The sequence below is a fragment of the Phaeobacter italicus genome (assembly GCF_001258055.1).
GTDB classification, from domain to species: Bacteria; Pseudomonadota; Alphaproteobacteria; order Rhodobacterales; family Rhodobacteraceae; genus Phaeobacter; species Phaeobacter italicus.
Genome location: NZ_CVRM01000022.1, coordinates 325562 through 348956, shown reverse-complemented (window position 1 = coordinate 348956; position 23395 = coordinate 325562). Strand labels below are relative to the sequence as shown.

The window sequence follows — 23395 nt, the reverse complement described above, 5'->3', positions numbered from 1 at the left end:
GTCAGCCGTCACTGCCCGCGCTGGGGATCCGGCGCGGGCCATAGGCCCAGGCCATCTGGGCGTCGGTCTCAATGGCACAAGGGCGCACCTGCCTCAGCCGGGCCAGGGCAAGCTCTGGCTTTTCGCCGCATTCCGTCATCAGGCGCAACACCACCATTCCCGACCGTCCACATCCCCCCCGGCAGTGCACCAACACCCGCCCACCGCCGACAAGCGCCTTGCGCGCCAGATGGCTGACCTCGGGCCACCGTGCCAGAATATCCGGCGGTGGAGGGCTGAAATCCGGCACCGGCAAATGGATCCAGCGACAGCCCATGCCTTGCAAATCCGCGCCAAGCGTTCTTGCGCCGAGCGTTTCGTGCTCTTCTGTGGTGGTCATGGAAATTACCAGCCCCGGTTGCCACTCACGAATATGGGCCATATCCGCCTCATAGTCCCCACCAGCGCCGGGCAAGGGACAAAGGGCCAGGATACCGTCAGCGACAGAGAGCGCATGCAGGGTCAGACCGTCCCCCGGCCCGCCCTTCTGTGTCTCATCGCAGTGTTGCGATCCGTCCTCCACGTCACGCCCCCCATCCCACGTTTCCGCGCATTTCCATATGACAGCCCGGCATAGAACCAGGCGCCAGATCCACGACAGCAGCCAGTCTATCCTCAGCCCGGCGCCGGACCTAATGGAATCTCTCGACCGTATCACGGACCGCAACAGCGGTGGACGAAATGCGCCCGCTTGCCTAGGTTACAGTCTCAACCAAGGCGACAGCGAATCTGGTACGGGGCATCATGAACGAGACAGCAGGCGACACCGGTCAGGCCACCGGCCAATATCAGGTTCTGGCCCGGAAATACCGCCCCGAGACCTTTGCCGATCTGGTCGGTCAGGACGCGATGGTGCGCACGCTGAAGAACGCCTTTGCTGCCGACCGCATTGCCCAGGCTTTCATCATGACCGGTATCCGCGGCACCGGAAAAACCACGACCGCCCGGATCATCGCCAAAGGCATGAACTGCATCGGAGAAGACGGCCAGGGTGGCCCCACCACCGACCCCTGCGGTAAATGCGAACACTGCACCGCGATCATGGAAGGTCGGCATGTCGATGTGATGGAGATGGACGCCGCCAGCCGAACAGGTGTGGGCGACATCCGCGAGATCATCGATTCGGTTCAGTACCGCGCCGCCTCCGCCCGCTATAAGATTTACATCATCGACGAGGTGCACATGCTGTCGACCTCCGCCTTCAACGCCCTGTTGAAGACGCTGGAGGAACCGCCTGCACATGTGAAATTCATCTTTGCCACCACCGAAATTCGCAAGGTGCCGGTGACGGTGCTGTCGCGCTGCCAGCGCTTCGATTTGCGGCGGATCGAGCCAGAGGTGATGATCGACCTTCTTCGCAGGATCGCCACCGCCGAAGGCGCAGACATTGCTGAAGACGCTCTAGCCCTTATCACCCGCGCCGCCGAAGGCTCTGCCCGAGACGCGACCTCGCTGCTGGATCAGGCCATTTCTCACGGCGCTGGAGAGACCACCGCCGATCAGGTCCGTGCCATGCTGGGCCTCGCGGACCGCGGCCGGGTGCTGGACCTGATGGACATGATCCTGCGCGGCGATGCTGCCGCCGCCCTGACGGAACTCAGCGCACAATATGCCGAGGGCGCAGACCCACTGGCGGTGCTGCGCGACCTGGCCGAAATCACCCATTGGGTGTCGGTCGTTAAAATCACCCCCGACGCAGCCGAAGACCCCACCGTCAGCCCCGACGAACGCGCCCGTGGCAGCCAGATGGCCGAAGCACTGCCGATGCGGGTGCTGACGCGGATGTGGCAGATGCTGCTGAAAGCACTGGAAGAAGTCGCCGCCGCGCCGAACGCAATGATGGCGGCAGAAATGGCTGTGATCCGCCTGACCCATGTCGCCGACCTGCCGACGCCCGAACAACTGATGCGCACGCTGCAAGACACGCCGCCCCCGCCGCATCCAGGTGGCGGGCAGATGAACGCCCCTCACATGAACGCCCCTATGGGGGGCGCGGGCGGCCCGTCCAGCGGTGGCCCCGGCGGCTATGTCCCACAGCAGGGCGCCCCCTCCGGAGGGCCTCAGGGTGGGCCGACGATGTCGGCTGGCAACGGACAGGCCACAGCCCTCGCACCACAGGCCGACCTTGCGCTGGCGCGCTATCCCAGCTTTGAACATGTGCTGGAACTGATCCGGGTCAAACGGGACGGCCTGCTGCTGGAGTATGTGAAAACCTACCTGCGGCTGGTGTCCTATCAGCCCGGTCGTATCACCATCCAACCGACAGACGACGCGCCCAAGGATCTTGCCGCCCGTCTGGGTCAGCAGCTGCAGAACTGGACCCATGCCCGCTGGGTGATCTCGCTCGCCAACGAGGGCGGTGGCGAAACCATCACCGAACGCGAAAACGCGGCAGAGAACGCCTTGCGCGCCGAAGCCAGCAAACACCCGATCGTTCAGGCCGTCTTGGAAAACTTCCCGAAAGCCAAGATCACCAAAATCCGCACCGCCGAGGATCTCGCAGCTGAAGTGCAGGCCGAAGCCCTGCCGGAAGTCGAGGATGAATGGGATCCCTTCGAGGAAGAGTAACGCTCACCCTCGCAGCCTGCGCCTATGCCTCGTCGGCAATCGCAGGCGCATCGCCCTGCCTTGAGGGGGACAGTCGCGATCAGGGCGGCTGGGTTTTCCTCCTTGATCTGTCGACCAAGCCTGCGGTTGTCGCCCTCTACCTCCTCGTTGCCATCGCGCTCTACAGCCGTCGGCGCGCCGTCTATGCCGCTGCGGGCCTCCTGTGGGGGCTATTGGCCCTTGTCATCACGGTGGACAGCCAAGAGCAGCTCTTTGATGACAAGAGAGCCCTGGGTATTATCCAGGACTGCGTGGCCTCCCCCCACTTGTTCATCGGGCTCGCAATTGCGATATGTGCAGGGATGACTTACGGCGCCCTGCGCCCCCGCACTTAGGAGAAATACCATGCTCAAAGGCCTCGGTGGTCTTGGCGATATGGCCAAGATGATGAAATCGGCACAGGAACTGCAAACCAAAATGGCGCAGATGCAGGAAGACCTGCACAACGTCATGGTCACCGGCGAAGCAGGCGCAGGCCTGGTAAAGGCGACCGCCTCGGCCAAGGGCGACCTGAAGGCGCTGGATATCGATCCGTCGATCTTCAATGGTGACGACAAGGAAGTGGTCGAAGACCTGATCCTCGCCGCGATCAAGGATGCACAGGCCAAAGCGGCTGAAAAGGCGCAGGACGAAATGGGCAAGCTGACCGAAAGCATGGGCCTGCCCAAGGACATCAAGCTGCCCTTCTAAGGGCAGCCCGATCCGGCAGACAAAGGCAGCTTCGGCTGCCTTTTTTGTTGTCCGGTGGAAGAAGAGCCATAAAACAAAACCTGAACATTTCACCGCGCCGCCCTTGCACTTTGCGGCGGCGGCTGGCCTATATGGCATAGATAAAAAGGGCCACTGAGATGCGCGACACCTCGACCAGCGAAATCGAAAACCTGATCGCATTGATGGCCAAGCTGCCAGGGCTTGGCCCCCGGTCCGCGCGACGGGCTGTCCTGCATCTGATCCGAAAACGCGCGCTGCTGCTTACGCCCCTTGCCGACTCGATCACCGAAGTGGCCGCGACCGCCCGTGAGTGTCTCAACTGTGGCAACATCGGCACCAACGACATCTGCCCGATCTGTGAAGACAACGAACGCGCCAATGGCGAGCTTTGCGTGGTCGAGGACGTCTCGGACCTTTGGGCAATGGAACGTGCAGGCGTCTTCAAGGGCCGCTACCATGTATTGGGCGGGACCCTCTCTGCACTGGATGCAGTCGGGCCAGACGATCTGCGCATTCCGCGCCTGCTGGACCGGGTGCCTGCCGAAGCCGTGACCGAGGTTATTCTGGCATTGAATGCCACCATCGATGGGCAGACCACGGCCCATTACATCGCGGATCAACTCTCGGGTCAGGTGCGCCTGACATCGCTGGCGCAGGGTGTCCCCATCGGAGGAGAGCTGGACTATCTCGACGAAGGCACCATCAGCGCCGCCCTGCGCGCCCGCAAGGAAATCTGATCCGCGGCTCGCGAGAACAACAGATTGAAAACAAAGTGATAAACCGGCAATTTTAGCCAGTCGGTCGAGTCATTTTTGTAAGAGAGAAGTGGTGGCGTGGGGGAGACTCGAACTCCCGACCTAACGATTATGAGTCGTTCGCTCTAACCAACTGAGCTACCGCGCCGTTGGGGGCGAATTACGCCAGCCACAGTCCAGCGTCAAGGCAGAAATGTCATAAAAATGCAGAGATCCACAGGATAATGCAGATTTTTTCGACCACCCACCAATTGCCCCAAAGTCAGCGCCCCATGTGATGAACTGCAACGCGCTTTCGATGGCGTCAGGCAACAAAAAACCCCGATACGCAACACGTATCGGGGTCCTTGCAATTGCGGCTGCAGCTCAGGCGCAGCAGAAATCAGAAGCGCGGATCTGCGTCGTCGTCCTCATCATCGTCGCCACCACCTGCAGGCAGGTTGAAGAAGCTGTCCGCATCGCGAACGGTGTCTTCCTCATCGGTGCTCGACTTGTCGCCACCACCAAGAGTGAAGGTCTCCAGACCCTCGATCGCGGTCGGAATGCGCGGCTCTGCGTCCATCTCCAGCGACTGTTCGGTGGACACCAGCTTGCGGCGTTCATCATCGCTCATGACACCGCCTTCAGCGGCTTTCTTGGCAGCGGCCTTTTGCACGGCAGCATCCAGTTCGGACTGTTTGCACAGACCCAGAGCAACCGGATCGATCGGCTGGATGTTTGCGATGTTCCAGTGGGTCCGCTCGCGGATCGCCTGAATGGTCGGCTTGGTGGTGCCCACCAGTTTGGAGATCTGGCCGTCCGACAGTTCTGGGTGGAATTTGACCAGCCAGTAGATCGACGCAGGACGGTCCTGACGCTTGGACAGCGGGGTGTAACGCGGGCCACGGCGTTTTTCCTCACCTGCGGCAGCAGGGTTGAACTTCAGCTTCAGTTTGTGAAGCGGGTTGGCCTCTGCCTTGTCGATCTCTTCCTGGGTCAGCTGGTTGTTTGCAACCGGGTCAAAGCCCTTCACACCAACAGCCACTTCACCATCAGCAATGCCTTGGATTTCCAGCTCGTGCATGCCCACAAAATCGGCGATCTGTTTGAAGCTGATCGTGGTATTGTCCACCAGCCACACGGCGGTAGCCTTGGCCATCAACGGTTTTGCCATGTGCTCATCTCCTTAAAACACTCAAACCCCCGGATACATCTTTCCCGTCGCCTGAAAGAGGCTTCCCCGATGTGGGGCGGTTTCCGTTGTCGGGGAACTTCAGTCCTATATAGTCGCGTTGTTTCTATAAGGAAAGAGGCGAATGCGCAGGATGATCCGGGCCCTCATGGCCGCCTTTCTCACGGCTGTCACCGCCACCCATGCCACAACGGCCCAAGCCGAAGGCGAGCGGGCGGGGGTTTTCGACTACTACGTTCTCGCCCTCAGCTGGTCCCCAAACTGGTGCGCTGTTGAAGGGGACGCAAAGGGCTCTGATCAATGTGACCCCCGCCACGATCATGGCTGGATCCTGCACGGTCTCTGGCCGCAGTTCCACCGAGGCTGGCCCAGCTACTGCCGCACGCCCGAAGCCCCGCCAAGCCGCCGCCAAACTGCGGAAATGGCTGATATCATGGGCACATCCGGGCTCGCCTGGCATCAATGGAAGAAACATGGCACCTGTTCAGGCCTGTCAGCCAATGACTATTTCGCGCTGTCACGACAAGCCTATGATCAGATCAACAGACCGCAGATCTTTCGCAAACTGACGCAGGAAATCACCCTGCCCGCCAGCTTGGTCGAACAGGCGTTCCTGAAGGAAAACGAAACCCTCGCGCCTGATACGCTGACGATCACCTGCCGGGATGGCCACATACAGGAAGCCCGCATTTGCCTGTCGCGCGATCTCAGGCCGGTGCCCTGTGGCCGTGATGTCATAAAGGACTGCCAGATGAAGAACGCGGTCTTTGCTCCCATCCGCTGAGGGCGGGCCACCCCTGGCTTCACCAACGTGTCACGCCTGTGTGACACGCAAGTGACCGCAGTTGCGATGGTTTTATGGTAGACTGATCTCACGCACCGATCTCGGTCGCCACAGATCTGGCCTCTCCAGGCGGTGTGAAACCGCTGTTGTCGGGAGGATAGGATCATGGAACGTACAATCGGAAATCCCATCAGCTGGCTTGCCAAACACCTCGGGCAAACCGGCGCACATATGTCAAACTCGGTAGATCATTTGGGCAGTGATCGGGCGACCGAAACACCTAAGGTTCAGCAGTTGGACATGTCAGATCTCAGCGCGGCACTGCGCGCAGGCTGGCAGGATTTCAGCGCGTGCCGCTCTGATGCGATGGCGCTGGTGTTTCTCTATCCGCTTATCGGATTGGCGATGGTCGTGCTCAGCCTGTCGATGGATCTTCTGCCACTGATCTTTCCTTTGGTGATGGGCTTTGCCCTGATCGGTCCGGTTGCTGCCGTTGCGTTCTATGAGATGTCAGCGCGCCGCGAAGCCGGATTCAAGCCGCGCTGGATGGATGCGTTCTCGGTCCTGCGCTCTCCTGCATTTCTTTCAATTGTCATGCTGGGCCTTTACCTGGCGGCTCTGTTCATTCTCTGGCTGATGTTTGCAGCGGCCATCTACAACCGCACCCTGGGGCCAGAACCGCCGAGCTCTCTGATGGCCTTTGCCCGCGATGCTCTGATGACAGGACCGGGCTGGGCCATGATCCTGATCGGCTCTACTGTGGGTGCGCTTTTTGCATTTGCTGCGCTGGCGGTAAGTCTCGTGTCGTTTCCATTGCTTTTGGATCGGCACACCGGTTTGCCCGTCGCTGTTGCGACCTCCCTTCGGGTAGTCCGCAGGAACCCGATGGTAACGCTTGCCTGGGGGGTGATTGTGGGGGCTCTGCTGCTGATTGGCGCCCTGCCCATGTTCGCCGGTATGATCGTGGTCATACCGCTGCTCGGTCACGCGACCTGGCACCTTTACAGGCGTGCAGTCGCGTAACCCACAATTAGCTGCTGTTGGCGGGGCTCAGGCCTCGCCACCAACCTCCAGGACAATCTTGCCGATGTGGGTCGAGCCCTCCATCCGTGCATGGGCTGCCGCCGCATCGGCCAGCGCAAAGGTCTGATCCATCACCGGGGCAACCGTGCCTGCCTCAATCAGGGGCCAAACCACCTCTCGCAGATCCTGCGCAATCCGTGCCTTGGCCAGATCACTCTGCGGACGCAGGGTGGATCCGGTCACGGTCAACCGCCGTGCCATGATCTGAGCAAAGTTCAACTCGGCCTTGGGGCCGGACAGGAACGCGATGTGAACCATCCGCCCATCGTCTGCCAAGGCGCGGATATTGCGGGGAATGTACTCCCCGCCCACCATATCGAGAATCAGATCCGCACCGCCCTCGCCTTTCATCACCTCGACGAAATCTTCGGTGCGGTAGTTGATTGCCCTCTCTGCCCCAAGCGACAGGCAGGCGGCGCATTTCTCGTCAGAGCCTGCCGTCGTGAAAACACGCGCCCCAAGGGTCGACGCAAGCTGAATTGCGGTCGTGCCGATCCCGGACGACCCACCATGCACGAGAAAGCGCTCCCCGGCCTTCAGCCCACCGCGGGTAAAAACGTTGGACCACACGGTAAAGAAAGTCTCGGGAAGGCAGGCCGCTTGTTTCATCGACAGGCCCGCAGGAACAGGCAGACAATGTGCAGCCGGGGTGGCGACGTATTCCGCATAGCCGCCACCGGGCAAAAGGGCACAAACCGCATCCCCCAGCGCAAGGCCGCTCACACCGGGCCCGATTGCAACCACCACGCCGGACGCTTCCAGCCCGGGCAGGTCACTGGCAGTGGGAGGCGGAGCGTATTTGCCTGCACGCTGCAACGCGTCAGGTCGGTTCACACCGGCATAAGCCACCTTGAGGACAACCTGACCATGCGCTGGTGCCGGGATTGGTCGGTCACATTCCCGCAGGACATCCGGCCCACCGGGCTCGCTGATTTCGATCGCCCGCATCATGTCACTCATAGGTCCGTCCTTCTCGTCCTGCTGTGCGTCATGCCTAACATCCACCCCCGCCTGCGCAAACAGCAAAGGCGCCCCCAGCGGGACGCCCTTTCGTCACATCAGCGTAAATTCGTATCCGGACTCAGGTGCGCGGCCCGACAGATCCGGGCAGGTCATCCCGCGCTTCGGGGGCGCGAATTTGCTGTGCCAACCAGTTCGGCCCAATCATCAGGGGTTTCAGCAGCGGATTGGACTGCACCTTGGCCTTCAGCTTTTCGAACTGCATCACATTGTCGATGCGCCGGTCCAGGAACTCCCAAGTGGCCTGATGGTCAAGGCTGTCATCTCCCAGCCAATACAGCACAGTCGCCGAATACACCGCCGAAAGCGTGCCTCGCTTGGTGTACCAGTTTATGTCCTCAGATGAATCGCCAAGCGCCGTCCAGATGGCGTCGACTGTTCCCCAGATCAGCTTCACACCATCGCCAGCATATTGTGGCAGGGAAAACAGTGTCGTGCCCCGTCGCACCGCTTCCTTGTCGTCGATGACTTCCAGCCGCAGCTGAACCGCGCGGGCGATCTTGTCGCGAAAGCGCAGGCCGGTCATGTCTTCGGCAGCCAGCTGCTCCAACATCAGCGCATCGCCGCGTTTGTGATAGGCCACGGCGAGATCAACCGCGCCCCGGGGACAGATGGCATCAGCCACAATCCGGTCAACGCCTGCATCCGACACCGCAGCTGCAAACGTCGCATCACTCCATCCGTCAAACGGCACATGCATGAGAGCGGCATCCAAAAGCTGGTTCACCACGTCATCAGCGGCGGGGGCGGTATCATGCTTTAGGGTCATCTCAATGCCTTCCGGTTTTTAGGATCTCATAACGCAAATTTCCGGCCGGAACAGCAGGTCAAACGCCTCAGGACCGGACACTGGACAAACTAGTGCAGGCTTGCTATATGGCCACCTCCTGCAAATCCTTGCAACTCAACTTAGAAAGGTGGTGAAAACCACATGCAGGTTAGTGTTCGCGACAACAACGTCGATCAGGCGCTTCGTGCCCTGAAGAAAAAGCTGCAGCGCGAAGGCGTCTTCCGCGAAATGAAGCTGAAGCAACATTTCGAGAAGCCGTCCGAGAAAAAAGCGCGTGAGAAAGCTGAAGCGATTCGCCGTGCCCGTAAACTGGCACGTAAGAAAGCACAGCGCGAAGGTCTCCTCTGAGCCCTTCGATCCGCTTTTTCGGATACATTTGACGACCCCCGAGGCCCAGCCGCGGGGGTTTGTCGTTTTTGGGCTAGCCAGATATGGGGAGGCCCCTTCGATTTCCACGACGGAAGCCGGAATTTTATCGAAAATAATAGCCTTGCCTCATGTTCATTCGGTCGAATTACGCTAAACTCTTAGTCGAGCGGGCAGGCTGACGCGTTTCCCCAGCACTGCCCGTCCCGTCGGACCTGGAACACCCGGCGGTGTAACCCGGAGTTGGCAGCGTCTCCCCCCCATCAGGCGCTTGTCTTACCCCCTAATGACCAAGACATTTTGCCGCTCCGGGTTTTTTACCTTCCCGTATTTTCCGACAGTTCCCTGACACTCCGCCCAGCCCCCACACATGACAAAGCGACCCGCAGGGCGGATCGCTTCTCTTTCGCATCCCGCGCCTAACTCCATCGCTGCGATGCGTCAGGACTGGCGCGCCACGTCAGCCCAGCTCAGTAGATCTTGGGCACATACAGATCATCAGGCAGAACCCGCCGCTCGTAGTCGGGATTGTAATTCCGGTCAGGCAGGGACACGCGCTCGCTGGGGACGTCTTCGTATGGGATCTTGGTCAGAAGATGCTCGATGCAGTTCAGCCGTTCGCGCTTTTTGTCGTTGCCCTCGACAATATACCACGGCGCCTCCGGAATATTGGTGCGCTCGAACATGTCTTCCTTGGCTTTGGTGTACTGCTCCCAGCGGATCCGGCTCTCCAGATCCATGGGCGAGAGCTTCCACTGCTTCATGGGATCATGGATCCGCATCATGAACCGCAGCTGCTGTTCTTCATCAGTGATCGAGAACCAGTATTTCAACAAGATGATGCCCGACCGCACCAGCATGCGTTCAAATTCCGGAACGTCCTGAAAGAACTGTTCGACCTGATCGTCACTGGCAAACCCCATGACCCGCTCGACCCCCGCGCGGTTATACCAGGACCGGTCAAAGAGAACGATTTCACCAGCCGCTGGCAGATGCGGCACATAGCGCTGAAAATACCACTGGCTTTGTTCCCGCCGACTGGGGGCAGGCAGGGCCACGACACGGGCAACCCGCGGATTGAGCCGCTGCGTGATCCGCTTGATCACGCCCCCCTTGCCTGCGCTGTCACGCCCCTCAAACAGGATACAAACCTTCGCGCCTGTGTGCTGCACCCAGTCCTGCACCTTGATCAGTTCCGCCTGCAGCCTCAGGAGGTTGCGGAAATAGACCTTGCGGTCCAGCATCTCCGGATGCTGCGATCGATAGATCTTGCGCAGCTCCATCGAGAGCATCGGCTCGGCAAACTCGATTTCGAAATCCTCATCAAGCGTGTCCTGAAGCTCTGCATCCAACCAATCAAAGGCATCAAGGTCATTGTCGCTGGTCACGCTGGGGCTCCTTCAAAGTCATCTCTTGGAACGCCGCCCTAACAGTCGGATGTGATCGTTTCATGTCACGACACGCAAAAGGCAGACGGAGCACGGAACTCTCCGAAATCGCCTGGGCTCGACCTGGGATAGCGTTGGCCGACTGACATCAGTCGGGTCCACTTCAGGGAATCGGATATCCGGGACAGACGCAAGGGGACAAAACGCGCCGGACCATCAAATGGCGCTGATCTGCCTGCAATTTATCCTCGCCCCAGCCCTTTGGCACTCTCTGCGCTAGCCGGCCGCAGCCTCCTCAAGGATCAAGTCAGCGGCTTTTTCCGCGATCATGATGGTGGGGGCATTGGTGTTGCCGCTGGGAATGGTCGGCATCACGCTGGCATCCGCCACCCGCAGGCCCGCCACCCCTCGCAACCGCAGCGCGCCATCCAACGGCGCATCGTCATCCACGCCCATCCGAACCGTACAGGTGGGATGAAAAATCGTCGTCCCCACATCCCCGGCCGCCTGAACCAGATCCTCGACGCTATCACCAACCCCAAGGCCGGGCTTGATCTCCTGCGGGGCATATCGCTGCATCGCACCCTTGGACATGATCGCACGCGCCTGCCGGATTGCTGCGACAGCCACCTGCCGGTCGCCCTCGGTAGAGAGATAGTTTGGCGCGATACGCGGCGCCCGCATCGGGTCGGCACTGGTGATTGCAACCTCACCCCTGCTTTCGGGACGCAGATTGCAGACGCTGGCGGTCAGACCCGGAAAATCATGCAAAGGCTGGCCAAAGGCCTCCAGTGTCAGGGGTTGCACGTGATATTCCAGATCCGGGGTCGCCAGATCCGGACGCGAGCGGGAAAACGCCCCCAGCTGACTGGGGGCCATAGACATCGGGCCCGACCGCCGCAGCGCATATTCAGCCGCGATCTTGGCCTTTCCGATGATCGAGTTTGCCAAGGTGTTCAACGTCTGCGCCCCCTCCAGACGCCAGGCGCACCGTAGCTGCAGATGGTCCTGCAGATTCTGCCCGATCTGGGGCATATCTCGCAGCACCTCAATTCCGTGGGCGCGCAACAGGTCAGCCGGACCAAACCCAGACAATTGCAGAATCTGAGGGCTGTTGATGGCCCCGGCCGATAGAATGACCTCGCCCCGGCTGCGGGCGGTCTTGATCTCTCCACCTTGCATGTATTCGACGCCGACGGCCCGGCCGTTCTCTACCAGAATGCGCCGAGTATGTGCGCCGGTCTCGACTTTCAGGTTCTCCCCCGTTGCCGTGCGCAAAAACGCCTTTGCGGTATTCATCCGCCAGCCCGCACGCTGGTTGACCCGGAAATAGCCAACGCCCTCGTTGTTGCCGGTGTTAAAGTCCGTAACCTTGGGCAGCCCCCATTCTGCGGCGGCCTCCATCCAGTGGTCCAGCACGTCCCAATGCAGGCGCTGGTTCTCAACCCGCCACTCGCCGCCCGCCCCATGCATGTCGGACGGGCCATCAACATAATCCTCGGATTTCTTGAAATAGGGCAGCACATCATCCCAGCCCCAGCCGACAAGCCCACGCTGCCGCCAGCCATCGTAGTCAGCCGCCTGTCCGCGCAGATAAAGCATGCCGTTGATCGAAGAACATCCACCCAGCACCTTGCCACGGGGATAGATCAATGCCCTGCCGTTCAGGCCTGCCTCCGCTTCGGTCCGGTACATCCAGTCGGTACGGGGGTTGTTGATGCAGTAAAGATACCCCATCGGGATATGCACCCAATGGTAATTGTCCTTCCCGCCTGCCTCAAGGATGAGCACCCGCTGCCCGACCGCGCTCAGCCGGTTTGCCAGAACACAGCCCGCGCTGCCTGCACCAACGATGATATAATCCCAGTCCATCTGCCCCCCGACCGCAGCTGTATCAGCCGCCCTCTTCCCTTTTGCGGCAGTCTTTCCCAGATCAACGGGTCAGGCAAGCACGACAGAGGTCGCAGAAGGTCGCAGTGCGCTCGACCCGTCAGACCGGCAGGGCTGTCGTCTTGAACACGGTACGCAGCGCAAAGCTCGACTGCATTTGTGCGACGCCCGGCAGTCGGGCCAGATGCTGGCGGTGGATACGGGCGAAATCTTCGGTGTTCTCTGCCACCACCTTCAGGATGTAATCCGCCGTCCCTGCCATCAGATGACATTCCAGAACATCCGGGATTCGCGCCACAGCCTTTTCAAAGGCATCCAGAACTTCATCCGCTTGACCAGAGAGGGTGATTTCAACAAAAACCGTGGTTGGCACTGCCATTTTTCGGGCATCCAGCAACGCCACATAGTCGCGAATATAGCCGTCGGTCTCCAGCCGCTGCACCCGCCGGTGACAGGCCGATGCCGACAGGTTCACCCGTTCGGACAGATCCGCATTCGAAATGCGCCCCTGCTTTTGCAACACCGACAGTATGCGACGATCCGTTTCATCAAGAGACATTTTCGCGAAGATCCTTGCTAGATCTAACCAATATACGCGAAGATTCTTCGAAAGACATGTTTTAATTCTGCTCAAAAAAGCAGCACATTTTGTCGCACCTCACTCAGGCTATAGGCAAAGAGTTTGGAGGACTTTTGCAATGAAAATCGGATGCCCCACCGAGATCAAACCCCAGGAATTCCGCGTCGGCATGACGCCTGACGCGGCGCGCGAAGCCGTCAACCACGGTCACTCCGTGCTGATCCAGAAAGGCGCCGGCATGGGCGCTGGCTTCACGGACGAAGACTATGTCGCAGCTGGCGCAGCCATCATCGACACCGCAGAGGAAATTTTTGCCACCGCCGACATGATCGTGAAGGTAAAAGAGCCCCAGGCCGTCGAGCGCAAGATGCTGCGCGAAGGTCAGCTGCTGTTTACCTACCTGCACCTGGCCCCCGATCCCGAGCAGACCCACGACCTGCTGGAATCGGGCTGCACCGCCATCGCGTATGAGACCGTAACCGATGACCGTGGCGGCCTGCCCCTGCTGGCCCCGATGTCCGAAGTTGCGGGCCGTCTGGCCCCTCAGGTCGGGGCCTACACTCTGCAAAAGGCCAATGGTGGTCGGGGTGTTCTGATGGGTGGCGTTCCGGGCGTTTCCCCGGCCAAGGTTGTCGTGATCGGTGGCGGTGTTGTCGGCACCCACGCGGCCAAGATTGCAGCTGGCATGGGCGCGGATGTCACCATTCTCGACCGATCCCTGCCCCGTCTGAAGTATCTTGATGATGTCTTTGGCCGCGAGTTCAAGAACCAGTATTCCACCGCCGGTGCCACCGCTGATCTGGTGCGCGAAGCCGATATGGTGATCGGTGCGGTTCTGATCCCCGGCGCGGCCGCACCGAAACTGGTGTCCCGCGCGCAGCTGTCCGAAATGAAGCCCGGCGCAGTGCTGGTGGACGTTGCCATCGACCAAGGCGGCTGTTTCGAAACCTCCCGCGCGACCACCCACGCTGATCCGATCTACGACGTTGACGGCATCATGCACTACTGCGTGGCCAACATGCCGGGCGCCGTGGCGCGCACATCGACCCAGGCCCTGGGCAATGCCACCCTGCCCTTCATGCTGGCACTGGCCGACAAGGGCTGGAAGCAGGCCTGCGCAGATGATCCGCATCTGCTGAACGGTCTGAACGTCCACGCGGGCAAGCTGACCTACTTCGCGGTCGGCAAGGCGCTTGGCCTCGACGTTGTTTCTCCTCAGCTGATGATCAAGTAACTCCCTCCCCAAACTTGGCATCAGCCCCGACAAGGCCTCGCATCACGCGGGGCCTTGTTGCATTTGGCCCCCTCAAACAGCCCAGAAAAATACCCTAAAAAAATCCCTACCCCTAGACAATCGGTCTAGTGCTCCTATCTTCTCCGCATGAGCAACACGCGTACGCATATCCTCGACACCGGTCGCAAGCTGACGGCACAGCGTGGCTATACCTCGGTTGGCCTGTCCGAACTGCTTGCCACGGCTCAGGTACCGAAGGGGTCGTTTTATCATTATTTCTCCTCGAAGGAGGATTATGGATGCGCGCTGCTCAGCCACTATGTTGATCAATATCGCGGCGAACTGCGCCAGACGCTGGACAATCCGGCGCTCAGCGGTCGCGATCGGCTGTTGGCCTATTTCACCGCTTGGCAAGACCGGCAACTCTCCGGCCAGGCCGATCAGAAATGCCTGATCGTCAAACTGGGCGCTGAAATCTCCGACCTCTCCGCAGACATGCGCGCCATCCTGCAAACCGGGGTAGAGGCGATCGTCGCCAAGCTCGCAAGCTGCGTCCGCGCGGCACAGTCTGACGGCTCTCTGAACGCAACGGTCGATCCCCAGACCACCGCCACCACACTTTACCAAATCTGGCTGGGCGCCAGCCTCATGGCCCATCTGTCACAGGATGACCGCCCCTTCAAAACCGCCATGGCGCAGACCCGCGCCCTGTTGCCCACCAGCTGACCGAAACCGCAGCCTGCCCCTCACATTGTGTGCGCACTGCTAAAAAAATTTGCCGATCACTAGACGATCGGTCTAACGCCCAAATGCCCCAGGAAAGGAGCACATCATGCCACAATCCGAGACACAAAACCGCCAGTTCGTCCTTGCCGAACGTCCCAAAGGCGAGCCGACAGACAACACCCTGCGCCTTGAAACCACCGAGGTTCCAACCCCTGGCAAGGGCCAGATGCTCCTGCGGAATGAATATCTGTCGCTGGATCCTTACATGCGCGGCCGCATGAGCAGCGCCCCCTCCTATGCGCCGCCCGTCGAGATTGGCGAGGTCATGGTCGGCGGCACCGTCGCACAGGTCGTCTCCTCCGATGTTCAGGGCTATGAAGCAGGCGATTGGGTCGTCGCCTTTGGCGGTTGGCAGGACTACACGCTGTCGGATGGCACCGGTGTGATCAACATGGGCAAATCGCCGCAAAACCCGTCCTGGGCGCTTGGTGTTCTGGGGATGCCAGGGCTGACAGCCTGGGCAGGTCTCACCCAGATCGGCCAGCCCAAAGAAGGCGAAACACTGGTCGTGGCCGGTGCCAGTGGCCCGGTCGGGGCAACGGTCGGCCAGATCGGCAAGATCCTCGGCCTGCGCGTGGTCGGCATCGCCGGCGGATCCGAGAAATGCCAGCATGTGGTCGACACCTTGGGCTTTGACGCCTGCATCGACTACAAGGCAGACAGCTTCGCAGATGATCTCGCCAAGGCGGTTCCGGATGGCATCGACATCTACTTTGAAAACGTCGGTGGGGCTGTCTTCGACGCCGTGATGCCGCTCTTGAACCCCTCTGCCCGCATCCCCCTCTGTGGCCTGATTTCGCAGTACAACGCCACTGCCCTGCCCGAAGGCCCCGACCGGATGAACTATCTGATGGGCCAGCTCTTGCGCAAACGCATCACCATGCGCGGCTTTATCGTGTTCGACGATTTCGGCCACCTCTACCCGGAATTTGCCAAGCAGATGACCGGCTGGGTGCAGGAGGGCAAAGTGAAATACCGCGAAGAAATGATCGAAGGTCTGGAACAAGCCCCCGCCGCATTCGTTGGTCTGCTGAGAGGCGAAGCGTTTGGCAAACGCGTCATCCACCTCGCCGACTAACTGACACAGAATAAGGAGACCAAAGATGAAAATCCTGATGGTTCTCACCTCGCACGACAAACTGGGTGATACCGGCGAAAAGACCGGCTTCTGGCTGGAAGAGTTCGCAGCCCCCTACTACGTGCTGAAAGATGCTGGCGCCGACATCACATTGGCATCCCCAAAAGGGGGGCAGCCGCCGCTCGATCCCAAGAGTGATGATGAAAGCGCGCAAACCGATGCGACCCGCCGGTTCAAGGACGATGCTGCCGCACAGGGTGCGCTGGCCAACACCAAGGTTCTGGCAGAGGTCAAGGACGATGGCTATGACGCGGTATTCTACCCCGGCGGCCACGGCCCGCTGTGGGACCTGGCAGAGGACGCCGACAGCCGCCGCCTGATCGAGGCCTTCGCACATAGCGACCGCCCCGTCGGTGCCGTGTGTCATGCCCCTGCCGTGTTCCGCCACACCAAGGACGCAGATGGCGCGCCATTGGTGCAGGGCAAACGCGTGACCGGTTTCTCCAACAGCGAAGAAGACGGCGTCGGCCTGACCGATGTGGTCCCCTTCCTGGTTGAGGACATGCTGGGCCAAAACGGTGCGACCTACGAAAAAGGGGATGACTGGGCCTCATTCGTCGTCACCGACGGCAAGCTGGTCACCGGCCAGAACCCCGCCTCATCAGAAGAGGCCGCCAAACAGCTGCTCGCCCTGCTCTGAGGCACCCAGCTGATTTCGAAATAAGAAAGGCCGCCCAGCAGGAATGCGGGCGGCCTTTTGCATCGGCATATGACGTCGCGATCAGATCGCTTCTTTCATGCTTTCTTCCAGATAGATCTCGCGCAGGCGCTTGGCGATCGGGCCCGGTGTCCCATCCCCCAGTGCCACGCCATCAATCTCCACCACCGGCATCACAAAGGCACTGGCCGAGGTGGTGAAGGCCTCATCTGCGGCCTTGGCTTCCTCGATGGTGAACAGGCGTTCTTCCACTTTCAGCTGGGCTTCCTCGGCCATGCGCAGAACCGCCTTGCGGGTGATGCCATGCAGAATGTCATTGGACAGCGGGCGGGTAACAATCACACCGTCCTTCACGAAATAGGCGTTGTTCGATGTGCCTTCGGTCACGTGACCATCTTCGATCATCCAGGCATCATCGGCCCCGGCCTTCTTGGCCATCATCTTGCCCATCGACGGATAGAGGAGCTGCACGGTCTTGATGTCACGACGGCCCCAGCGGATGTCCTCGATAGAGATGATCTTGGCGCCTTTCTTGGCCGCCGGGCTGTCGGCCAGACCGGGTTTGTTCTGGGTAAACAGAACCAGTGTTGGCTTGGTGTCCTCCGACGGAAACACAAAGTCACGATCCCCGTCAGAGCCACGGCTGACCTGCAGATACACCAGCCCCTCGTCGATACCGTTCAGCTCAACCAGCTTGCGGTGGATCTCCAGCAGCTCTTCCTTGCTGCAGGGCTCCGCCATCTCCAGTTCGTCCAGCGACCGCTTCAGGCGCACGGCATGACCTTCGAAATCAATCAGCTTGCCGCCCAGCACCGACGTCACCTCATAAACCGCATCCGCCATCAAAAAGCCGCGATCAAAGATAGAGACCTTGGCTTCGGTCTCGGGCAGGTATTCGCCATTTACGTAAACGGTACGGGTCATCTGTGGTTCCTTATCCATCCGGGCTCAGCCGGGGTTGGTCTCTGGCAGGGCCAGAAAAATCTATGCGCATCCCATCAGCCGGACGCCAACCGCCTGCCTTATCCCCAGAGCGCAGCCTGAGGCGGGTGCACGCCCTTGTCATCGAATTCAAGCGGCGTATCGCGGTCTTCGGCCAACAGAAGCGGTCCGTCAAGGTCTGTGACAACGGCGCCCTGTGCCACCAGTGTCGCAGGCGCCATCGCAAGCGAGGATCCAACCATACAGCCAACCATCACCTCAAAGCCCCGCGCCAGCGCCGCCTCGCGTAGCTTCAGCGCCTCGGTCAGGCCACCGGTCTTGTCCAGTTTGATGTTGATGACGTCATATTTCCCATCCAGCGACGAAAGGCTCTCGCGGTCATGACAGCTTTCATCCGCACAGACGGGCACCGGGCGGTCCATCCCGATCAGGGCATCATCTTCGCCAGCAGGCAGCGGCTGCTCGACCAGAGCCACCCCCAACCGCACCAGATACGGCGCCAGATCAGCGTAAACCTCGGCGCTCCAGCCTTCGTTGGCATCCACAATGATCCGCGCATCGGGCGCACCGGCCCGCACCGCTTCAAGCCGCGCCATGTCATCTGCCGTGCCCAGCTTGATCTTCAACAACGGGCGATGGGCATTCTTCGCCGCCTGCGCCTGCATGTTCTCGGGACTGTCCAGCGACAGCGTATAGGCGGTGATTTCCGGCTCCGGCTCGGGCAGGCCTGCCAGCTCCCAGACACGCTTGCCCGCCTGCTTGGCCTCCAGATCCCACATCGCACAATCCACCGCATTGCGCGCAGCACCCGCAGGCAAAAGCGACTGCAGCTCTTCGCGGCTAAAGCTCTCTGGCAGACCTTCGATCTCGGCGGTGACACTCTCCAGCGTCTCACCATAGCGCGCATAGGGCACGCATTCGCCCCAGCCCGTGACACCATCCCGCTCGATGCGGACGGTCAACACCTTGGCTTCGGTGCGCGAACCGCGGGAAATGGTGAAAACCTGCGCCAGCTTGAATGTATCGGGGGTCACGCTGATCTGCATAGGTCTCTCCAGTGCTGTGGGTCTGTTGTTTTCTGTGGCCGTGAATGACCTTGGCCAAGACGCCCGCCGATGCGCGCGCCTGCTTGTCATCTTTCCAAAAATACTCCCGCCGGAGGCACCCGCATGGGCAAGCCCCCCGACGGCAGCTGGGTTAGATCACACCGCGTCCAGCGCGTCCACCAGGCGGCCTGCGCCGTGGCGATAGGGGTCAACAGCCGGCAGGCCCATCCGCGCCTCGACCTCGGCCAGATACTTGACCGCGTCTTCCTCGCCCAGGTGCTGGGTGTTGACAGAGATACCGACCACTTTGCAGTCGGGGTTTGCAACCTGCGCCAGACCAAGCGCCGTGTCGCGCAGCTGTTCAAGGCTCGGCAGTTTATAGCCCGGCAGGCCGCGCATATGCTCGCGGGTCGGTTCATGGCACAGGATCAGCGCATCGGGCTGACCGCCGTGAACCAGCGCCATGGTCACACCGGAATAGGACACATGGAACAACGAGCCCTGACCTTCGATCAGATCCCAGTGATCGTCATCATTGTCCGGGGTCAGATACTCGATCGAGCCCGCCATGAAATCGGCGATCACCGCATCCAGCGGCACGCCGTGGCCGGTGATCAGGATGCCGGTCTGGCCAGTCGCACGGAAAGTCGACTTCATGCCACGCTTCTGCATCTCGGCGTCCATCGCCAATGCGGTGTACATCTTGCCCACCGAACAATCGGTGCCAACCGCCAGACACCGCTTGCCGCTGCGCTTTACGCCATTGGCGATGGGGTAGCCGACGGTGGGAACACGCACATCATGCAGGGTGCCGCCGTGGGTCTGGGCAGCCGCCACCAGATCGCCTTCGTCGCGCAGAAGGTTGTGCAACCCCGACGCCAGATCATAACCCATCTCAAGCGCCTTGATCAGCACCTCTTTCCACGCGGCGGAAATGACACCGCCCCGGTTCGCCACGCCAATCACCAGCGTCTTGGCGCCGGCTTCCTTGGCCTCGGCAAGGCTCATCTCGGTCAGGCCAAGATCCGCACCGCAGCCCGGCAGGCTCAGCTGGCCAACCGCGTGGTCCGGCCGCCAGTCGCGGATACCGATGGCCACTTTGGCAGCCAGCATGTCGGGCGCATCGCCCAGGAACAGCAGATATGGGGTCTCGATCATGGCGGGTTTCCTTTTCTAACTCACGGGTGAGTTTGTGAGGAATTCATCGCAAGTTCATACCGATTTTGCAGACCTGTAGCAGCGACACGCAAGATCTTCCCGCAATTTGCACTTCAAGTCGAAGATTTCTGCGTTAGGTCAGCAGAGGTTCCATTATTATCCTCTTCCAACCACGATTCCGCCTGCAACACCCCCGCCTGTGGCGCACCAAGCACCGCAATAGCCTGCAAGTTGCCGGTTTCTTCCGGTGCATCCTCTTGTCGGCGGCGCACAACAGCAACCGCTGCAACTAGGAAACACAGGGCCGCGAGCGCAATCAGGAACCCCTTTCCGTCAGCAATGCTGACCGTATTTGGCCCGACCAACGTGCCGACAAACTGCCCGACGTTCAAAAGAAACAGCATCGTGCCGCTTGCAGGCACAATCTGCGCCCGGCTCAGCTGGTCGTTGGCATGGGCCGTACAGACCGCATACATCGGCAAACTCGCCCCCGCGAGAACACCAAACCCAACAATAAGCGAGGTCTGCCCGGGCTGCAGCAGCATCCACAGGCTCGCTGCGGCTCCGGCAACCGCCAACCCCAGCAGCACAAGCCGCCGGTCGGTCTTGTCGCTGATCCAGCCCACCGGATATTGCACCAGCGCCCCCACGATCATGGCGACAACCAGCACCCCAGACGCCTGCGCTGCGCTCATCCCCAGGGACAGCGCATAAAGCGGCAGCGAGATGAACCAGACGGCAACCGCAACAGCACTCAGGAGATTGCCGACAACGGCCATCGGCGACACCCGGTACAGTTTGCGCACAGGCATCTTGTCCGGCACCTCGTAATCCGGCGCCTTGTTTCCGGACAACAGCAGCGGCACGATCGACAGCGAAATCAGGATCGACACCACGCCAAACAGCAGATTGCCCCCCGGATCCGGAACAGCCACCAACGCCGTGCCGATCGCAGGACCCGCCATCCAGATCATGAAATAGATCGACAGAATCTGCGCGCGGTTGTGGTTTTCCGCCTTCGCCTGCAGCCAGCTCTCGGTGATCACATAAAGACCGGGATAGCAGAACCCCGCCAAGAACCGCATCGCAGACCATGACAGCGGGTCAGATGTCAGCAAATGCAGGATCGCTGCAATCGACACCAGCGAGGCCAGCGCCGAAAATGCCCGGATATGGCCCACATTCTCCACCATGCGCGGCGCCGCGGCGGTGCCCACCAGCGCCCCCAACGGATAGGCCGCCTGCATCAACGAGATGGTGAACTCCGAAAACCCCAGCCCAGCGCCCCGGATCGTCAACAATGTCACCAACAGCCCATTGGCGATCATCAGCAGCAACATGCCCAGAAACAGGGCCCAATTTTCAAGAAATGCATGTCTCATACTGGCGTCCTGACAGCGTGGCTGCGCAGGGTCTTGTCTGTTTGCGGCATGAAATGCGGCGCCGCATTGCAGCGCGAGCTTTCTGCGTGCGCAAAATTCCCTTGCGAATGACGGCGCAACTTCATAACAATCAAGCCGATCAATACGACATTTCATTACCCAGAGGTCGCCGACATGAGCTTTCGCATCCAACCCGCCGCCCCGGCCCGCCCCAATCGCTGCCAGCTGTTTGGCCCCGGCTCCAACACCAAGCTGTTTCCCAAAATGGCGGCGTCGGCGGCAGATGTGATCAACCTGGACCTCGAAGACTCCGTGGCCCCTTCGGACAAGGATATTGCCCGCGCCAATGTGATCGAGGCGCTCAATACCGTTGATTGGGGCAACAAATACATGTCGGTGCGCATCAACGGGCTGGATACGCCCTATTGGTACCGCGATGTCGTGGATCTGCTGGAGCAGGCAGGCGACCGCATCGACCAAATCATGATCCCCAAAGTGGGCTGCGCCGAGGATGTCTATGCCGTGGACGCGCTGGTCACCGCGATTGAACGCGCCAAGGGCCGCGGCAAACCCGTGTCGTTCGAGGTCATCATCGAATCTGCGGCAGGCATCGCCCATGTCGAAGCCATCGCCGCCTCCAGCCCCCGCCTTCAGGCGATGTCACTGGGCGCGGCGGATTTCGCGGCCTCAATGGGTATGCAGACCACCGGGATCGGCGGCACGCAGGAAGACTACTACATGCTGCGCGCGGGCGAAAAACACTGGTCCGATCCCTGGCACTGGGCGCAGGCCGCCATTGTCGCCGCCTGCCGCACGCATGGCATCCTGCCGGTGGATGGGCCGTTCGGCGATTTCTCCGATGACGAGGGCTACATCGCGCAGGCCAAACGCTCTGCCACCCTTGGCATGGTGGGCAAATGGGCCATCCACCCCAAACAGATCGCGCTCGCCAATCAGGTCTTCACCCCGTCTGATGAAGCGGTCTCCGAGGCCCGCGAGATCCTGGCCGCGATGGAAACGGCCAAGGCCAATGGCGAAGGCGCCACGGTCTACAAGGGCCGGCTGGTCGATATCGCCTCCATCAAACAGGCAGAGGTCATTGTCGCGCAGTCAGAGCTGATCGCCCAAAGCTGAGCCAACCCGGCACCTGCGGGCCTCCCCAACGTGGGTGCCGACCCAACAGAGGCTGTTTGCCAAGACAGGCAGACGCAAAAGGCAGAGCCGAATGACTGATCTGACCCTTCTGCACACAGCCGAGGTGCATGTCGCCACCTTTGATGCCCTCGCATCAGGGGCGGCGCTCAGCCATCTGGTCCGCCCCGACTGGCTGGCCCGCGCCCAGAACGACCCAAGCGGACTGGACGCAGAATTGCGGGCAGAAATCACCGCAGCCATCACCAGTGCCCAGCACACAACCGGGCAGCCAGTCCTGTGCACCTGCACCACTTTGGGCGAAATCGCCGAAGCCGCAGGCGCGATCCGGCTCGACTGGCCCATGATGCAGATGGCTGCACAGATGGGCGGGCCCGTCCTGCTGACCTATTGCCTGGACAGCACTGCCATCCCGTCAACATCGCTCTTGCAGCGGGCGATGACCGGCGCAGGCAATCCCCATCCGATCCTCTCGCTGCCTCTGCCCCATCTTTGGCCACTGTTCGAACAAGGTGACAGCGTGGCGTTCGCCACCGCCATCGCGCAGGCCATCACAGATTTTCTGGCCACCAGCCCCATCCCGGCAGATCATCCCAACGCTATTGTGCTGGCGCAGGCCTCTATGGCCGGGGCTGCGGATCTCGTAGACGCCGACACGCCGGTTCTCGCCTCACCCGCCATTGCCATGCAGCAGCTGCTCACCAAACGCTAGGGG

The 23395-nt window shown here is 60.7% G+C and carries 24 protein-coding genes and 1 tRNA gene; 13 read left to right on the top strand and 12 right to left on the bottom strand.

Features of this window, described 5'->3' with window-relative positions; genetic code table 11:
- Nucleotide 1: 1 nt before the first annotated feature.
- Entirely contained in the window at nt 2-562 is a 561-nt protein-coding gene (locus NIT7645_RS10465; protein WP_008558910.1) for a protein-tyrosine phosphatase family protein, read from the bottom strand.
- Between the two features lie 221 nt (nt 563-783).
- Here NIT7645_RS10465 and NIT7645_RS10460 point away from each other — a divergent pair, with 221 nt between their 5' ends.
- The 4 genes from NIT7645_RS10460 to recR all read left to right on the top strand — a co-directional run bounded on the left by NIT7645_RS10460 (nt 784) and on the right by recR (nt 4094).
- Nucleotides 784-2607: a DNA polymerase III subunit gamma/tau gene (locus NIT7645_RS10460; protein ID WP_050686990.1), complete on the top strand. Its 1824-nt coding sequence runs from the start codon at nt 784-786 to the stop codon at nt 2605-2607.
- A complete protein-coding gene (locus NIT7645_RS10455) occupies nt 2583-2981 on the top strand; it encodes a hypothetical protein (protein ID WP_008562538.1) in 399 nt (132 codons plus the stop codon). Before NIT7645_RS10460 ends, NIT7645_RS10455 begins: the two co-directional genes overlap by 25 nt.
- A 10-nt stretch (nt 2982-2991) precedes the next feature.
- On the top strand, nt 2992-3336 hold the full coding sequence (locus tag NIT7645_RS10450; protein WP_008560119.1) for a YbaB/EbfC family nucleoid-associated protein: 345 nt from the start codon (nt 2992-2994) through the stop codon (nt 3334-3336).
- Nucleotides 3337-3494: 158 nt separating this feature from the next.
- The gene (recR, locus tag NIT7645_RS10445) at nt 3495-4094 is read left to right on the top strand and encodes a recombination mediator RecR (RefSeq protein ID WP_008561330.1); all 600 of its coding nucleotides are present in this window, start codon (nt 3495-3497) and stop codon (nt 4092-4094) included.
- Nucleotides 4095-4183: 89 nt separating this feature from the next.
- Here recR and NIT7645_RS10440 read toward each other — a convergent pair.
- Together NIT7645_RS10440 and NIT7645_RS10435 are read right to left on the bottom strand one after the other, a co-directional pair.
- Nucleotides 4184-4260 (bottom strand) — tRNA-Met (locus tag NIT7645_RS10440).
- A gap of 234 nt (nt 4261-4494) precedes the next feature.
- Nucleotides 4495-5265 carry a DUF1013 domain-containing protein gene (locus NIT7645_RS10435; protein ID WP_008559735.1) on the bottom strand — a complete coding sequence of 257 codons (771 nt, stop codon included), beginning with the start codon at nt 5263-5265 and terminating at the stop codon, nt 4495-4497.
- Nucleotides 5266-5407: 142 nt separating this feature from the next.
- On the opposite strand from NIT7645_RS10435, the gene NIT7645_RS10430 reads away from it, so the two are divergent.
- Nucleotides 5408-6067, top strand: coding sequence for a ribonuclease T2 family protein (locus tag NIT7645_RS10430; protein WP_008561508.1), 660 nt, complete (start codon nt 5408-5410; stop codon nt 6065-6067).
- A 165-nt stretch (nt 6068-6232) separates the two neighbouring features.
- The gene (locus NIT7645_RS10425; RefSeq protein ID WP_046211829.1) at nt 6233-7090 is read left to right on the top strand and encodes a DUF2189 domain-containing protein; all 858 of its coding nucleotides are present in this window, start codon (nt 6233-6235) and stop codon (nt 7088-7090) included.
- Between the two features lie 27 nt (nt 7091-7117).
- Here NIT7645_RS10425 and NIT7645_RS10420 read toward each other — a convergent pair whose 3' ends face one another.
- Nucleotides 7118-8110 (bottom strand): NAD(P)H-quinone oxidoreductase, encoded by a 993-nt coding sequence (locus NIT7645_RS10420; protein ID WP_046211828.1) that lies wholly within the window; start codon nt 8108-8110, stop codon nt 7118-7120.
- Between the two features lie 121 nt (nt 8111-8231).
- Nucleotides 8232-8939, bottom strand: a complete 708-nt coding sequence (locus NIT7645_RS10415; RefSeq protein ID WP_050686989.1) for a COQ9 family protein — start codon at nt 8937-8939, stop codon at nt 8232-8234.
- A gap of 162 nt (nt 8940-9101) precedes the next feature.
- Here NIT7645_RS10415 and rpsU point away from each other — a divergent pair, with 162 nt between their 5' ends.
- Nucleotides 9102-9308 carry a 30S ribosomal protein S21 gene (gene rpsU, locus NIT7645_RS10410; RefSeq protein WP_005614280.1) on the top strand — a complete coding sequence of 69 codons (207 nt, stop codon included), beginning with the start codon at nt 9102-9104 and terminating at the stop codon, nt 9306-9308.
- A gap of 488 nt (nt 9309-9796) precedes the next feature.
- On the opposite strand, the gene ppk2 is transcribed toward rpsU, so the two are convergent.
- From ppk2 to NIT7645_RS10395, 3 genes are all read right to left on the bottom strand, one after another.
- Nucleotides 9797-10714: a polyphosphate kinase 2 gene (gene ppk2 / locus NIT7645_RS10405; RefSeq protein WP_008560785.1), complete on the bottom strand. Its 918-nt coding sequence runs from the start codon at nt 10712-10714 to the stop codon at nt 9797-9799.
- 276 nt (nt 10715-10990) lie between these two features.
- On the bottom strand, nt 10991-12586 hold the full coding sequence (locus NIT7645_RS10400) for a GMC family oxidoreductase (protein ID WP_050686987.1): 1596 nt from the start codon (nt 12584-12586) through the stop codon (nt 10991-10993).
- 118 nt (nt 12587-12704) lie between these two features.
- Nucleotides 12705-13163, bottom strand: coding sequence for an Lrp/AsnC family transcriptional regulator (locus tag NIT7645_RS10395; protein WP_008563173.1), 459 nt, complete (start codon nt 13161-13163; stop codon nt 12705-12707).
- 139 nt (nt 13164-13302) lie between these two features.
- Here NIT7645_RS10395 and ald point away from each other — a divergent pair, with 139 nt between their 5' ends.
- The 4 genes from ald to NIT7645_RS10375 all read left to right on the top strand — a co-directional run bounded on the left by ald (nt 13303) and on the right by NIT7645_RS10375 (nt 16982).
- Nucleotides 13303-14418: an alanine dehydrogenase gene (ald, locus tag NIT7645_RS10390; protein ID WP_008562844.1), complete on the top strand. Its 1116-nt coding sequence runs from the start codon at nt 13303-13305 to the stop codon at nt 14416-14418.
- A 147-nt stretch (nt 14419-14565) separates the two neighbouring features.
- A complete protein-coding gene (locus NIT7645_RS10385) occupies nt 14566-15144 on the top strand; it encodes a TetR/AcrR family transcriptional regulator (RefSeq protein ID WP_050686985.1) in 579 nt (192 codons plus the stop codon).
- A 106-nt stretch (nt 15145-15250) separates the two neighbouring features.
- Nucleotides 15251-16282, top strand: coding sequence for an NADPH-dependent curcumin/dihydrocurcumin reductase (gene curA, locus NIT7645_RS10380; RefSeq protein ID WP_050686983.1), 1032 nt, complete (start codon nt 15251-15253; stop codon nt 16280-16282).
- 25 nt (nt 16283-16307) lie between these two features.
- A complete protein-coding gene (locus tag NIT7645_RS10375; protein WP_008559991.1) occupies nt 16308-16982 on the top strand; it encodes a type 1 glutamine amidotransferase domain-containing protein in 675 nt (224 codons plus the stop codon).
- A gap of 81 nt (nt 16983-17063) precedes the next feature.
- Here the strand turns inward: NIT7645_RS10375 and NIT7645_RS10370 are convergent, their stop codons facing one another.
- From NIT7645_RS10370 to NIT7645_RS10355, 4 genes are all read right to left on the bottom strand, one after another.
- The gene (locus tag NIT7645_RS10370) at nt 17064-17924 is read right to left on the bottom strand and encodes a D-amino-acid transaminase (RefSeq protein ID WP_008559628.1); all 861 of its coding nucleotides are present in this window, start codon (nt 17922-17924) and stop codon (nt 17064-17066) included.
- 98 nt (nt 17925-18022) lie between these two features.
- Entirely contained in the window at nt 18023-18988 is a 966-nt protein-coding gene (gene dgcA / locus NIT7645_RS10365; RefSeq protein WP_050686973.1) for an N-acetyl-D-Glu racemase DgcA, read from the bottom strand.
- A 156-nt stretch (nt 18989-19144) separates the two neighbouring features.
- Nucleotides 19145-20146, bottom strand: a complete 1002-nt coding sequence (dgcN, locus tag NIT7645_RS10360) for an N-acetyltransferase DgcN (RefSeq protein WP_046211821.1) — start codon at nt 20144-20146, stop codon at nt 19145-19147.
- Nucleotides 20147-20259: 113 nt separating this feature from the next.
- Nucleotides 20260-21528, bottom strand: a complete 1269-nt coding sequence (locus NIT7645_RS10355; RefSeq protein WP_008561876.1) for an MFS transporter — start codon at nt 21526-21528, stop codon at nt 20260-20262.
- Nucleotides 21529-21702: 174 nt separating this feature from the next.
- On the opposite strand from NIT7645_RS10355, the gene NIT7645_RS10350 reads away from it, so the two are divergent.
- Entirely contained in the window at nt 21703-22662 is a 960-nt protein-coding gene (locus tag NIT7645_RS10350) for an L-malyl-CoA/beta-methylmalyl-CoA lyase (protein ID WP_008561778.1), read from the top strand.
- Between the two features lie 91 nt (nt 22663-22753).
- The gene (locus NIT7645_RS10345) at nt 22754-23392 is read left to right on the top strand and encodes a hypothetical protein (RefSeq protein ID WP_050686971.1); all 639 of its coding nucleotides are present in this window, start codon (nt 22754-22756) and stop codon (nt 23390-23392) included.
- Nucleotides 23393-23395: the final 3 nt, after the last annotated feature.

What these genes read in the sequence shown, in the direction of transcription:
- NIT7645_RS10400 (WP_050686987.1), bottom strand. Translation starts at nt 12,586, where the DNA reads ATGGACTGGGATTATATCATCGTTGGTGCAGGCAGCGCGGGCTGTGTT.
- NIT7645_RS10420 (WP_046211828.1), bottom strand. Translation starts at nt 8,110, where the DNA reads ATGAGTGACATGATGCGGGCGATCGAAATCAGCGAGCCCGGTGGGCCG.
- NIT7645_RS10460 (WP_050686990.1), top strand. Translation starts at nt 784, where the DNA reads ATGAACGAGACAGCAGGCGACACCGGTCAGGCCACCGGCCAATATCAG.
- recR (WP_008561330.1), top strand. Translation starts at nt 3,495, where the DNA reads ATGCGCGACACCTCGACCAGCGAAATCGAAAACCTGATCGCATTGATG.
- NIT7645_RS10370 (WP_008559628.1), bottom strand. Translation starts at nt 17,924, where the DNA reads ATGACCCGTACCGTTTACGTAAATGGCGAATACCTGCCCGAGACCGAA.
- NIT7645_RS10450 (WP_008560119.1), top strand. Translation starts at nt 2,992, where the DNA reads ATGCTCAAAGGCCTCGGTGGTCTTGGCGATATGGCCAAGATGATGAAA.
- curA (WP_050686983.1), top strand. Translation starts at nt 15,251, where the DNA reads ATGCCACAATCCGAGACACAAAACCGCCAGTTCGTCCTTGCCGAACGT.
- NIT7645_RS10435 (WP_008559735.1), bottom strand. Translation starts at nt 5,265, where the DNA reads ATGGCAAAACCGTTGATGGCCAAGGCTACCGCCGTGTGGCTGGTGGAC.
- ald (WP_008562844.1), top strand. Translation starts at nt 13,303, where the DNA reads ATGAAAATCGGATGCCCCACCGAGATCAAACCCCAGGAATTCCGCGTC.
- NIT7645_RS10395 (WP_008563173.1), bottom strand. Translation starts at nt 13,163, where the DNA reads ATGTCTCTTGATGAAACGGATCGTCGCATACTGTCGGTGTTGCAAAAG.
- rpsU (WP_005614280.1), top strand. Translation starts at nt 9,102, where the DNA reads ATGCAGGTTAGTGTTCGCGACAACAACGTCGATCAGGCGCTTCGTGCC.
- dgcN (WP_046211821.1), bottom strand. Translation starts at nt 20,146, where the DNA reads ATGATCGAGACCCCATATCTGCTGTTCCTGGGCGATGCGCCCGACATG.
- NIT7645_RS10415 (WP_050686989.1), bottom strand. Translation starts at nt 8,939, where the DNA reads ATGACCCTAAAGCATGATACCGCCCCCGCCGCTGATGACGTGGTGAAC.
- NIT7645_RS10355 (WP_008561876.1), bottom strand. Translation starts at nt 21,528, where the DNA reads ATGAGACATGCATTTCTTGAAAATTGGGCCCTGTTTCTGGGCATGTTG.
- NIT7645_RS10430 (WP_008561508.1), top strand. Translation starts at nt 5,408, where the DNA reads ATGCGCAGGATGATCCGGGCCCTCATGGCCGCCTTTCTCACGGCTGTC.
- NIT7645_RS10350 (WP_008561778.1), top strand. Translation starts at nt 21,703, where the DNA reads ATGAGCTTTCGCATCCAACCCGCCGCCCCGGCCCGCCCCAATCGCTGC.
- NIT7645_RS10425 (WP_046211829.1), top strand. Translation starts at nt 6,233, where the DNA reads ATGGAACGTACAATCGGAAATCCCATCAGCTGGCTTGCCAAACACCTC.
- NIT7645_RS10455 (WP_008562538.1), top strand. Translation starts at nt 2,583, where the DNA reads ATGGGATCCCTTCGAGGAAGAGTAACGCTCACCCTCGCAGCCTGCGCC.
- NIT7645_RS10385 (WP_050686985.1), top strand. Translation starts at nt 14,566, where the DNA reads ATGAGCAACACGCGTACGCATATCCTCGACACCGGTCGCAAGCTGACG.
- dgcA (WP_050686973.1), bottom strand. Translation starts at nt 18,988, where the DNA reads ATGCAGATCAGCGTGACCCCCGATACATTCAAGCTGGCGCAGGTTTTC.
- NIT7645_RS10345 (WP_050686971.1), top strand. Translation starts at nt 22,754, where the DNA reads ATGACTGATCTGACCCTTCTGCACACAGCCGAGGTGCATGTCGCCACC.
- NIT7645_RS10375 (WP_008559991.1), top strand. Translation starts at nt 16,308, where the DNA reads ATGAAAATCCTGATGGTTCTCACCTCGCACGACAAACTGGGTGATACC.